Raw genomic sequence first — 12,326 nt, 5'->3', positions numbered from 1 at the left:
ATGTTGGGACGTAAATCCAAAAGCACGATCGACAGTTTGATCGGCATTTCCACAAGTATCCAGGGCGATGTCCATTTCAAGGGCGGTTTGCGCATTGACGGCCACATCAAGGGCAATATCAATGCCGAGGCCGGCCAGCCGAGCGTGCTGGTGATCTCCGAGCACGCCAAGATCGTCGGCGAAATCCGCGCGGTGCACCTGATCGTCAACGGTGAAATCATCGGCGACGTTCATTCGGTCGAGCTACTTGAATTACAGCCGAAAGCCCGCATAACTGGAGATGTGTATTACAAAGCTCTGGAAATGCACGGCGGCGCGCTGGTATCCGGCAAGCTCAGCCATGGCCAGACCGAAGAGGCGCCGGTGCTCAAGCTGGCGGCTTCGGCCGGTGGCGATGCATGATTTTTCCAGACGACTTATAATGTCTTCATTGTCCGCAGACGCAGGAGCCTGATATGAATGCCGTAGCCGAAATCCCCGAAACATCGATGCCAGCCCCGATGGTCTTTTCCGACAGCGCCGCCGCCAAGGTTGCACAACTGATCGAAGAAGAAGGCAACCCAGACCTGAAGTTGCGCGTGTTCGTGCAGGGTGGCGGTTGTTCCGGCTTCCAGTACGGTTTCACGTTCGATGAAATCGTCAACGAAGACGACACCACCATGACCAAGAACGGCGTCCAGCTGTTGATCGACTCGATGAGCTACCAATACCTGGTCGGTGCAGAGATCGACTACAAGGACGACCTGGAAGGCGCGCAGTTCGTGATCAAGAATCCGAACGCCACCACCACTTGTGGTTGCGGTTCGTCGTTCTCGGCGTAAGCAGCCGGACCAACCGCAGGATCAGTCTTCCCAGACGTAAAAAAGGACGCGCAAGCGTCCTTTTTTGTTTTTCACCGCTGCATGCGTGGCATGTGTGATTCAGCTGGCGATCTCGGCAAAAGCCGTACGCGCCGCGACCACGGTCTGGGCAATCACGGCATCGTCATGCTGCGCCGACACGAAGCCCGCTTCAAACGCCGATGGCGCCAGGTACACGCCTTGGTCGAGCATGGCGTGGAAGAACACATTGAAGCGTTCCTTGTTGCCTTGCATGACTTCGGCATAGCTGGTCGGCACGGCGGCCGAGAAGTACAGGCCGAACATGCCGCCCAGCGTGTCCGCCGAGAACGTCACGCCGGCGTCGCGGGCAGCATCGCTGAGGCCATCGGCCAGCTTGCGCGTTTGTGCCGACAGCTGTTCGTAGAAACCCGGTTCCTGGATGATCTTCAGCGTGGTCATGCCGGCCGCAACGGCCACCGGGTTACCCGACAGCGTGCCGGCCTGATACACGCCGCCCAGCGGCGCCAGGTGCTTCATGATGTCGGCGCGGCCGCCGAATGCCGCGACCGGCAAGCCGCCGCCGATGACCTTGCCCAAGGCGGTGAGGTCGGGCGTGATGCCATACAGCGATTGCGCACCGCCCAATGCCACGCGGAAACCCGACATCACTTCATCGAAAATCAGGATGGCGCCGTATTCGGTGCACAGGCGGCGCATGGTTTGCAGGAATTCGGCGGTTGCCGGCACCAGATTCATGTTGCCCGCGACCGGCTCGACGATCACGCAGGCGATCTCGTTGCCGGCAGCCTTGAACGCTTCTTCCAGCTGTTGGGTGTTGTTGTAGTCGAGCACCAGCGTGTGCTTGACGAAATCTTCCGGCACGCCCGACGAGGTCGGGTTGCCGAACGTCAGCAAGCCGCTGCCGGCCTTGACCAGCAAGGAGTCAGCGTGACCGTGATAGCAGCCTTCGAATTTGACGATCTTGTCGCGCTTGGTGGCGCCGCGCGCCAGGCGCAGGGCGCTCATGGTCGCTTCGGTGCCGCTTGAGACCAGGCGTACCTGCTCGATGGACGGCACCAGTTTGCAGATTTCTTCTGCCATGTCGATCTCGCCTTCGGTCGGCGCACCGAAGCTCAGGCCGCGCGCGGCCGCTTCCTGTACTGCCTGCACCACTTTCGGGTGGGCGTGGCCGACGATGGCCGGGCCCCAGGAGCCGATGTAGTCAATGTAGCGGCGGTCTTCGGCGTCCCAGAAATACGGACCTTGCGCCTTGGTGATGAAGCGCGGCGTACCGCCGACCGAGCGGAAGGCGCGCACCGGCGAGTTGACGCCGCCGGGCGTGGTCTTTTGGGCGCGGGCGAACAGGGATTCGTTGGTATTGCGTGGGCTATGTGCGTTCATGCGAAATGGAAAAATGATTAATTGGGTGCGTCGTTTTCACGCGCCCAGAAATAACGATCGGGGATCAGCTTGCCCATGCCCAGGCGTTGGGCGTGGGCCAGGGCGGCGAGAGTGAATTCCTGCGCTTCGGAGACGGCTTCCGGAATTTCCAGTCCGTTGGCCAGCATGGCGCAGATGGCCGCCGATAAGGTCGAGCCGGCTCCTGTAAACGAGCCCGGCAGGCGCTGCCAGCTGTCGCGACGGATCATGCCGGATTCATCGAACAGCGCATTGGCGACTTCATGCGAATCACCGCCCGGCATGCCGGTGACGAACAGGTATTCGCAACCCATCTCGACGATGCGCATGGCGTCGAGCTGCAGCGCGTCGCTGGGTACCGGCTCGCGCCAGGTTTCGGCAAGGCGGTTCAGCTCCACTGCGGAAGCCAGCATCAGCGTGGTCTGCGGGATCAGCAATTCGCGGATCGCGATCAGGTTGTCATCGTCGTCGCCTTCCTGGCTGGGCATGGCGGTGATGAAGGGATCGAGGATCAGCGGGATGTCCGGGTAGTCGGAAACAATTTCGGCGATCGCCGAAATATTCTCGATGCTGCCCACCGCACCGACCTTGAAAGCCGCCACCGGCATGTCTTCCAGGATCACACGAGCCTGGTCGGCCATCCAGTCGACGTCAATGACCTGGATGTCCTCGATACGCGCGGTGTCGCCCACCAGGATGGAAGTGATGATGGACAAGCCATGGCAGCCCATGGCGGCAAAGGTGGCCAGATCGGCCTGGATGCCGGTCGCGCCGACGGGGTCGGCTGCGCCAAAGGTTAATATCAGCGGAGATGTTTGGTTTTGCACGACGAGTAGATTAAGATATCTGGTTTACCATTTTACTTTAGATTGAATTGAGGGAAGTCAGCCGTGAGCGATAGCAAAACAGAATACAAGACCTGGATGTGCCTGATCTGTGGTTGGGTCTACGACGAAGAAGCGGGTCTGCCGGACGAAGACATTGCTCCCGGCACACGCTGGGAAGACGTTCCCATCAACTGGACCTGCCCGGAATGCGGCGCCCGCAAGGAAGATTTCGAGATGGTCGCGCTCTAATCCGACAGCCCGGCAGGGAGCGTCGCGCCCGCGAAGTTTCCGTCAGGAACTGCCCGCAAGCCTGCCTTGCTCCCAAATGAGGGGGCAAAGCGGGCTTGTTCCATTTATGCACCGGCAGCCGCTTTGCTATAGTCGCCTAAAGCAGGCTCACGGCAGCAGTAGCCGCAGCCTCCCACCGCCTGCCGCAACGATTTCCAGGAGTTCTGATGACTGATGCGCAAGCCTGCCGCAGCTTCACGATCCTCGTTGTTGACGACAGCGCCACCATCCGGCGCTCCGCCTCGCTGTTCCTCGGGCAGGCCGGACATCGGGTGATGCTGGCCGAAGACGGCTTCGATGCGCTGGCCCAGCTTGCGACTTACACTCCCGATCTGATTTTTTGCGATGTCCTGATGCCCAGGCTCGACGGTTACCAGACTTGTGCATTAGTTAAAAAAAATGCAAGATTCCATGCAACTCCAGTGGTCATGCTGTCGTCCAAGGACGGGTTGTTCGACCGGGCGCGCGGCGCCATCGTCGGTGCCGCGGCGTTCATGACCAAGCCATTCACGGAAGACGGCATGTTGCAGGCCGTCGGGACATACGCCGGGGGCCGGCGATAGCGGCGTATTTTTAGCAAAAAGCACTTCTCAGGTACGGAGCAACAGTGCAATGGGAATCAAGAAAATTCTCGTCGTCGATGATTCGCCGACTGACCGCTATCTCCTGACCGAGATTCTGAGCAAGAACGGGTTTGAAGTCGATACCGCCGACGACGGTGAGGAAGCGCTGGGGAAGATCCGGTGCAATCGGCCTGAACTGGTATTGATGGACGTCGTCATGCCCGGCAAGAATGGTTTCCAGATCACGCGCCAAATGACGCGCGATCCCAGCCTGAGGGACATTCCGATCATGATGTGCAGCATCAAGGACCAGGAAACCGATCGCATCTGGGCGTTGAGCCAGGGGGCGTGCGACTATGTCGTCAAACCGGTGGATGCGCAGGAACTATTGGCAAAAATTGCCGCGATCGGCTGAGCGCGCGCCGGTCCCAGTCCGGCACGCATTCAGTCCAGACAGAAGAGGCGAGGGTGGACTCAGTTCCTGACCAATGGCGATACGGCCGGCTGCATGAATTCCAGGCGCGTCTGCTCGAACGCATGGAGGCCGCGCGTGATGGCTCCGGCATGCGCGACAGCCGCCTTGGCGTCATGATCGGCGACAGGCGCTGCCTGCTCGATCTGCGCGAAGCAGGCGAAATCGTCAATCTGATCGCCGTCACCAAAGTGCCGTTGGCGCGGGACTGGTACCTTGGACTATCCAACGTGCGCGGCAACCTGATCGGCGTGGTCGATCTCGATCGCTTTCTGGGCGGACCGTCGCAGACGATCAGCAAGGAAAGCCGCGTGCTGGTGGTTTCCAGTGCTTTATCGGGCAATACCGGTTTCCTGCTGTCGCGCGTTCTGGGGTTGCGGCACATCCAGGAAATGACCGAGCAGCAGAGCGGTGACTGCGGACGCAGACGTTATCTCGATGGCGACCTGAACGAATGGGTGGAAATCAGCCTCGCCGAGATTGTGGAAGATCCACGTTTCTTGCAAGTCGGACTATAAAAGCTGTCGCACTGAGTGCCGCGGTTGAAAGCAAATTTCACCGCAACCGCGCAACGACCTCGTAACAAGGAGCCTTAGCCATGGCATTCAAGCTGCCGCATCTCTCGAAGAATAAAACAGCCGGGCCAGCGGGAACTCAGGCGAGCCAGCCATCCGTCATCAGCGCCAAAGCAGACAAGTACATGCAGCGCTACCAGCACACCCGCCTGCCGTTCATCGGCCGCCATTCGCTGCGCGCACAGACGCGGATTCTGCTGATGCTGCTGATCATGGCGCTGTTGTCGATGTTCTTCTTCCTGTGGCTGGGATCCAAGCACTACATCCATGTCAGCCTGCAGGCGCATATCACCAGCGATCTGGTCATGCACTCGCAGCGTATCGGCAAGGCCGTGCCCAACGCCATCCAGGGCAATCGCGAGGCCTTCAGCCAGCTCACCGAAAGCCGCAAGGAATTCAATCAGGGGCTCAATGTCCTCATGCTCGGCGGCGAGTATCAGGGTTATGCCATCCGCAAGCCGGAGCCGGAAATGCGCACTGTACTGACCGACGTCCAAAAGATCTGGGATCACACCGACAAAGCCGCCTCCACCATCCTCAAGCTGCAGCCGGAACTGACCGGCTTCGGCGTTACCCTGGCGCGGCTGCGGCTGCTCTCGCCGAATCTGCTGGACCTGAGCGAGCAGATCTCGATGCTGCAATCGCAGGGCGGCAACTCGCCGCGCGAAGTCGCCGCCGCAGCGCAACTGGTGCTGCTGACCTTGCGCCTGGGGCGCAGCGCCAATGAATTCCTTACTTCCGAAGGCGTCAATCCGGAAACTGCCTTCCTGCTCGGCAAGGACGTCAATACCTTCCGCGACATCATCGACGGCTTCCTCAACGGCAGCGAAATCCTCGGCATCAACGCGGTGCGGGACAAGGACGTGCGCGACAAGCTCAACGAGCTGGAAAAAGTCTTCGGCGAGTACCAGCCGCTGGTCGCCAACATCCTCGGCAACCTGCAAAACTTCATCGCCGCCAAGCAATCCGAGCAATTGGTATTTCTCGAAAATGAAACCCTCAAGCAGCATCTGACCGTGCTGCAAAACGACTACCGGCAAGCGCAGGAAACCCGCTCGTGGACGTTCTGGATCATGCTGCTGTCGATGGCGGTGGCGCTGGTGTGCGGCGTCGGCATCTCCTGGGTGCAGCTGCAAAGCAGTCGCCGCAACGCCGAAGAAGCCGAGTTGCGCCGCCAGGAAGCCGAGGCGCAACGGCTGCACGCGCAACAGCAGGAAGAGCGCGCGATGCGCACCAACGCCATCAATCAGGCGGCGATCCTGCGACTGATGAATGAACTGCAGAAAGTTGCGGATGGCGACCTCACGGTGCACACCACGGTCTCCGAAGACATCACCGGCGCCATCGCCGACTCGGTCAATTACACGGTCGAGGCATTGCGCGGATTGGTCGGCCAGGTCACGCACACCGCCTCGCAGGTGGCGGCCGCCTCCAACCAGGTGCGCGACAATGCGCAGGAGCTGACCAGCGCCGGCCAGATCCAGGCGCGCCGCATCCATGACACCGGGCAATCGATGCTCGAGATGTCGATACAGATTACCGACGTGTCGATCTCCGCCAACAAATCGGCCGACGTCGCGCGCCATTCGGTGGTGGTGGCCGAGCGCGGCGCCAAGGCGGTGGAAGACGCCGTCAAGGGCATGAACGAGATTCGCGAGCAGATCCAGGAAACCTCTAAGCGCATCAAGCGCCTGGGCGAGTCGTCGCAGGAGATCGGCGAGATCACCGAGCTGATTTCAGACATTACCGAACAAACCAACGTGCTGGCGCTCAACGCCGCCATCCAGGCCGCTTCCGCCGGTGAGGCCGGCCGCGGCTTCTCGGTCGTGGCCGAAGAAGTGCAGCGACTGGCAGAACGCTCCAGCGCGGCGACTCGGCAGATCGGTGCACTGGTGCGCATGATTCAGGCCGACACGCATGACGCCGTGGCGGCGATGGAAAAATCAACCGCCGGCGTGGTTGACGGCGCCAAGCTGTCCGACGCCGCCGGCGCCTCGCTGTCGGACATACGCCGCGTGTCGAACCAGCTGGCCGAACTGATTCAGGACATTTCCTCTTCGACCGGACATCAGGCCACTTCCGCCAACAGCGTGGCGCACGACATCCAGAACATCCTCAGCGAGAACGAGATCATCGAGCAGCGTCGCGAACAGGTGTTGTCGCTGTTCAACGAGCTGCATGATCTGGCCGAGTTGCTGAAGAACTCGGTATCGCGCTTCCGCGTCACGATTTCGTGATGCGGAAGCGTCCGTCCAACTTGCAGATCGCGCATGGCTTCCGATTCCACGCCTGATTTTCCGCCGGATTCGTCTTCGGATTCGTCCAGCCTGGCATCGCTGGCGTCGGGATTGCTCTCGACCGTCGATCAGGCGATGCAGCTGCTGGGCGACGACAATCCGCAAGCAGAGCGGCAGGCACATGCCTTGCTGCGCCAAGGGGCCGACGCGCTGGCGTTCATTGGCGATACGCCGTTGAATATCAGGGTCGCCGAACTGCTCGGGTTGCTCGCATCGGCCGAACTGGAGCAAAGCGCTGCCGGCGATGCGGATCAATCCGTGCAGCGAGCCTGTACGGATTTACGTGCCTGTCTTGTCGACATCGAGGCCGGGATAGCGCCACGGCAGGGCATTGCGCCGGACGAGGATGAGGTCACGCAACGGCGTCCCGCCCTGAAAGTCGCCATCGCGCAATTGACGACCGATCTTGCTCGTCTGGAGAATTTTCTGGACCGTTTTCTGCAGGGCGGCGACGCACCCGACGCATTGCGTGAGGCCGGGTTGCTGGCGCCGCAACTCGCAACGGTGGCGCAGGCACTGGAATTGACTGCTGCCTGCGAAGTGCTGCGATTGTGCGCCGCGGACATCGATCGCCTGCCACGTACCGGCGTGGCGAACGCCAACGCTGCAGAGGCGGCGGTCCTGGCGCGCCTGACATACAACATGGCGGCATTGAGCCTGTCCATGCCGCTGATGCATAACGCGCCGCAATCGATGGCGTATCCGGGCAAGGCCGCCGAAGAGGATGCCGCCGCCTCTGGGATTACAGCGACGGGTGCACCGGATAGAGCACTAAAAATCGCGACCGTTGCTGCGCAGCCGCTGCAACAGAAACAGCAAGAGCAAGAGCCGGAAGAAATCGACCTTGAACTGCGCGAGGTTTTCCTGCTGGAAGCCGGCGAGGTGCTGGGCAGCATACGCAGCGCGCTGGCGGCATCACGCGCGACGCCGCAAGACATGGCGCAGGTGGTCGTCATGCGGCGAGGCTTCCATACGCTCAAAGGCAGTGGCAGGATGGTCGGGCTTAACGCCCTGGCCCGCAGTGCGATGGCGCTCGAAGAGTTCGCCACCGCCTGGTCCGCCGCCGGCCGGACGGGCGCGGCCGGCGACTATGCCTTGCTGGATTACGCCGTTGTGGAGCTGAACGCCTGGATCGACGAGATCCGCGTCAACGGAAAATCGCTGCGCAGCCCCGATGGTTTGTTGGCGGCAGTTGCCGCTCATGCCCGAGGTGAATCTCCGCCGGCGCAAACAAAAATTGCTGAACATGCCGAGACTTGCCGGGTCGGCGATCTCGTCTTGCCCGTCAGGCTGCATCAGATTTACAGCGAAGAATCGGCGAATCTGCTCGACATCCTCGCGACGCAAATCGCGCAATGGCAGAACGCGACACCCGAGGTGATCGCGGCGGAAGCGTTGCGGGCGACCCACTCGCTCAAGAGCAGCGCGGCGTCGGTCAAGTTTGCGCCATTGCTGGCGCTGGCGCAGCCGCTCGATGAGCTCATGCAGTTCCTGGAAAATTATCCGGGTTTGATGGATGCCGCCATATGCGCCGAACTGATGCAGGTGGTGCATGACCTCCAGGCGATGCAGCAACAATTCGCTGCGTGCATCATGCCCTCGCCGCGCCCCGCCGTATCACAGCAGCTGCGCACCTTGCTGACGACGCTGGAAGCACGTCGACGTCAGAGCCATGACGGCGCCAGGAGCATCCCGGCTGAAAACATACAGGCGGCAGGCGTCAAGCCGCCGGAGCCGGGCGGCGACGTCATTGATCCGGATTTGCTGGATATTTTCCTGGAAGAGGGGCGCGATTTGCTGCCGCAGGTCGGCGAGAGCCTGTACAAGCTGCAGAAGACGCCGGGCGATACGGCGCTGATCCAGTATCTTCTGCGACCGCTGCACACCATCAAGGGCAGCGCACGGATGGCCGGGGCCATGCGACTCGGCCAGCACATCCATGATCTGGAAAGCAGTATTGGGGAAATGATGCGCGACGGCGAGCCGTCGGCGGCGCTGATCGACGATTTGCTGGCGCGCTACGACCAGGGGCTGCAGTTGTTCGATGCCTTGCAATCGCCGCTCGCAGCGGCGTCCATACCCACATCCGCGCCTGCCCGTGCCGCCGCCGCGCCGACTACAGCAGTCCAGGCCGAGATCGCCAAGGTCGTGGCCGAACCGGCGGCAATATCGGCAGCAACAACGGCTGCCGCACCGCTGGTGCGCATCCGCGCCGGCATCCTCGACAGCGTCCTCAACCAGGCCGGCGAAATCTCGATCTCGCGCTCCGGCCTGGAATCCGAAGTCAACATCCTGCGCCAGCATCTGACCGACCTCGGCGGCAACGTGGCGCGGCTGAGCACCCAGCTGCGCGAGGTGGAGATCCAGGCCGAAATCCAGATCGCCGCATCAAACCAGAAGCAGCCGCAGAACCAGCATTTCGATCCGCTCGAATTCGATCGCTTCACACATCTGCAAGAACTGACACGGATGCTGGCGGAAAGCGTCAACGACGTTGCGTCGCTGCAAAAGAATCTGCTCGACACGGTGGACCGCACGCAAAACGGCCTGGTGCATCAGGCCCGGTTGACGCGCGACATGCAGCGCGAACTGATGCATGCGCGCATGGTGCAGTTCAAGGGCATCGAAGAGCGCCTGCAACGGCTGGTCCGGCAAATGGCAAAGGAAACCGGCAAGGAGCTTGCCCTCGACATCATCGGCGGCGCCGTCGAACTTGATCGCAGTATCCTGGAAAAGATGGTCGGCCCCTTCGAACATCTGCTGCGCAACGCCGCCGCCCACGGCATCGAGAGCGCCGGGCAGCGGCTGGCCGCCGGCAAGGACGCGGTGGGCCGGCTGCAGCTCGAGGTCCGGCAGGAGGGCAATGAAGCCATGATCCGGCTCGCCGACGACGGCCAGGGGCTGAACCTCGCGCGCATTCATGAGAAAGCGCTGCATCTGGGATTGATTGATCCGGACCAGCGTTTGTCGGATGTCGAACTGACCAGCATCATTTTTCATCCGGGATTTTCGACCAGCAGCAATGTCACGGCCATTGCCGGACGCGGCGTCGGCATGGACGTGGTCCGTTCGGAAGTCGCTTCGCTCGGTGGACGCATCAGCATCGCCACGGTCGCCGGCAAAGGCGCGCAATTCATCATCCACCTGCCGCTGTCATTGGCGGTGGCGCAAGTGGTGCTGCTGGAGCTGGACCGGCAAAGCTACGCCATACCCTCCCTGCTGGTCGAGCAAGTGCTGCAACTCAAGCGCGTCGACCAGGAACGGGTGTTTCGTGAAGGTTTGCTGGAATGGCAGGGGCGCAGCTTGCCGCTGCATTACCTGTCGGCGCTGCTGGGCGAAGACCGTATCATCCCCTTGCAGCAAGCGCTGCCGGTGCTGGTGATCAAGAGCGGCCACGACTTCCTCGCGATTCTGGTGGATCGCGTCGTCGGCAATCGCGAGGTCGTCACCAAGAGCATCGGTCCGCAGCTGGCCGGCATGACCGGCGTGGTCGGCGCCACGGTGCTGGGCAGCGGCAGCATCGTGCTGATCCTCAATCCCATCCAGCTGGCGCAGCGCCAGGGTTACCAGCGCATCTTGCGGCGTGAGCAGCCGCACGGCGCCGATGGCGGCGCCAGCCGCAAGATCGTGCTGGTGGTCGACGATTCGTTGACGGTACGACGCGTCATGCATCGCCTGCTGACGCGTGAGGGATACCAGGTAGTGCTGGCCACCGACGGCGTCGACGCCTTGCATCAAATGCAGGCCGTGCGACCCGACATCGTTCTCTTGGACATCGAAATGCCGCGCATGGACGGCTTTGACCTGACGCGCAACATCCGCGACATGGCCGCTACCGCGACCCTGCCGATCATCATGATCACCTCGCGCACCGCCGCCAAGCATCGCGAGCGCGCCATGGAACTGGGCGTCAACGCCTACCTCGGCAAGCCGTATCAGGACGACGTGCTGCTCAACCTGGTGCACGGCCTGATCGCAAAAGACGGCGTCCGCCCCGAATTCCGTGTCGACGAAGTGCTGTTCCGGCATGATCCGGAGGACACGGAAGGGGATGACGGCGGCCTGGAAGATCAGTCGCCGCCCGTCAATTAGGCAGAGCGCATTTGCCGAAAAAAACCAGCTATGGTCTAATCTGCCACTTCCTGAGGCTGTTCCTGACGATTGGGGCTTGAAATTAATTCCACTCTGCTTTCCATCCTGCTGGCCACGACGATCGCCGGCGTGTTCAGCATCACCGCGGCCGCGATTTTCTCGTTCGCGCTGTTGTCGAAGATGGTCGAGCGCCTGGTCAGCCTGTCGGTCGGCATCATGCTGTCGACCTCGCTGCTGCACGCCTTGCCGGAAGCCTTCGAATCCTCGGCCGAGCCGCACAAGCTGTTTGCGGTATTGCTGGGCGGCCTGCTGGCGTTTTTCCTGCTGGAAAAGCTGTCCATCCTGCGCCACTCCCATCATCACGAAGACGACGGCCACGGCCATCACCACGGCCACGACAAGCATGAGGCGGGCAAGGCCGGCTGGATGATCCTGGTCGGCGACGGCATGCACAATTTCACCGACGGCATCCTGATCGCGGCCGCTTTCCTGGCCGACCCGCACCTCGGGCTGGTGACCGGCCTGGCCATCATCGCGCACGAAATCCCGCAGGAGATCGGCGACTTCATCATCCTGCTCAATGCCGGTTTCTCGCGCACCCGCGCCTACGTCTACAACCTGATCTGCAGCCTGATGGCGGTGCTGGGCGGCGTGCTCGGCTACTTCATGCTGGAGCGCGGCATGGAGTGGATTCCCTACGTGCTGGTGTTTGCCTCGTCAGGCTTCATCTACATCGCCGTCAGCGACCTGATGCCGCAAATGCAACGCCGCGCCACGCTGCGCGAGACGATTCCGCAAGTGATCCTGATCGGCCTGGGCGTGGTCATCGTGCTGGTGCTGACCAGCCACGCGCACGCGCATTGAGATTCAGCGCCCGCCACGCCGGGTGGATTTTGTCGGCAGGCACATCAGCTTGATGACGACGCTGAGCAGCAATCCGGCAAAGCCGAGCAGGACAAGGAATGTTTCCGA

General features: G+C 61.6%; 11 protein-coding genes. 9 read left to right on the top strand and 2 right to left on the bottom strand.

Features of this window, described 5'->3' with window-relative positions; all coding sequences use genetic code 11:
* Together ACIROW_RS20160 and erpA are read left to right on the top strand one after the other, a co-directional pair.
* Positions 1 to 402, top strand: a complete 402-nt coding sequence (locus tag ACIROW_RS20160; RefSeq protein ID WP_007877923.1) for a polymer-forming cytoskeletal protein — start codon at positions 1 to 3, stop codon at positions 400 to 402.
* A 53-nt stretch (positions 403 to 455) separates the two neighbouring features.
* Positions 456 to 821 (top strand): iron-sulfur cluster insertion protein ErpA, encoded by a 366-nt coding sequence (gene erpA, locus ACIROW_RS20155; protein WP_016832796.1) that lies wholly within the window; start codon positions 456 to 458, stop codon positions 819 to 821.
* Positions 822 to 920: 99 nt separating this feature from the next.
* Here erpA and hemL read toward each other — a convergent pair whose 3' ends face one another.
* Both hemL and ACIROW_RS20145 read right to left on the bottom strand, forming a co-directional pair.
* Complete coding sequence (gene hemL / locus ACIROW_RS20150) at positions 921 to 2,222, bottom strand: glutamate-1-semialdehyde 2,1-aminomutase (protein WP_402278247.1); 1,302 nt, start codon at positions 2,220 to 2,222, stop codon at positions 921 to 923.
* 17 nt (positions 2,223 to 2,239) lie between these two features.
* Entirely contained in the window at positions 2,240 to 3,067 is an 828-nt protein-coding gene (locus ACIROW_RS20145) for a hydroxymethylpyrimidine/phosphomethylpyrimidine kinase (RefSeq protein ID WP_402278245.1), read from the bottom strand.
* A gap of 96 nt (positions 3,068 to 3,163) precedes the next feature.
* Between ACIROW_RS20145 and ACIROW_RS20140 the strand changes: the two genes are divergently transcribed.
* The 7 genes from ACIROW_RS20140 (at position 3,164) to ACIROW_RS20110 (ending at position 12,218) form a co-directional block, all read left to right on the top strand.
* Complete coding sequence (locus tag ACIROW_RS20140; protein ID WP_040503154.1) at positions 3,164 to 3,316, top strand: rubredoxin; 153 nt, start codon at positions 3,164 to 3,166, stop codon at positions 3,314 to 3,316.
* Between the two features lie 206 nt (positions 3,317 to 3,522).
* Positions 3,523 to 3,918, top strand: a complete 396-nt coding sequence (locus ACIROW_RS20135) for a PleD family two-component system response regulator (RefSeq protein WP_402278243.1) — start codon at positions 3,523 to 3,525, stop codon at positions 3,916 to 3,918.
* Between the two features lie 49 nt (positions 3,919 to 3,967).
* Complete coding sequence (locus ACIROW_RS20130; protein WP_402278241.1) at positions 3,968 to 4,333, top strand: PleD family two-component system response regulator; 366 nt, start codon at positions 3,968 to 3,970, stop codon at positions 4,331 to 4,333.
* Between the two features lie 53 nt (positions 4,334 to 4,386).
* Positions 4,387 to 4,908 (top strand): chemotaxis protein CheW, encoded by a 522-nt coding sequence (locus tag ACIROW_RS20125; RefSeq protein WP_402278239.1) that lies wholly within the window; start codon positions 4,387 to 4,389, stop codon positions 4,906 to 4,908.
* 80 nt (positions 4,909 to 4,988) lie between these two features.
* Positions 4,989 to 7,202 carry a methyl-accepting chemotaxis protein gene (locus ACIROW_RS20120; RefSeq protein ID WP_402278237.1) on the top strand — a complete coding sequence of 738 codons (2,214 nt, stop codon included), beginning with the start codon at positions 4,989 to 4,991 and terminating at the stop codon, positions 7,200 to 7,202.
* 33 nt (positions 7,203 to 7,235) lie between these two features.
* On the top strand, positions 7,236 to 11,354 hold the full coding sequence (locus ACIROW_RS20115; protein ID WP_402278235.1) for a response regulator: 4,119 nt from the start codon (positions 7,236 to 7,238) through the stop codon (positions 11,352 to 11,354).
* Positions 11,355 to 11,423: 69 nt separating this feature from the next.
* Positions 11,424 to 12,218, top strand: coding sequence for a ZIP family metal transporter (locus ACIROW_RS20110; RefSeq protein WP_402278233.1), 795 nt, complete (start codon positions 11,424 to 11,426; stop codon positions 12,216 to 12,218).
* The last annotated feature ends 108 nt before the right edge of the window (positions 12,219 to 12,326 follow it).

This window comes from Herbaspirillum sp. NPDC101397, assembly GCF_044767325.1.
Lineage (GTDB): Bacteria > Pseudomonadota > Gammaproteobacteria > Burkholderiales > Burkholderiaceae_D > Herbaspirillum.
Note: the sequence above shows the minus strand (reverse complement) of the source record. Positions and strands in the feature narration are given on the sequence as shown.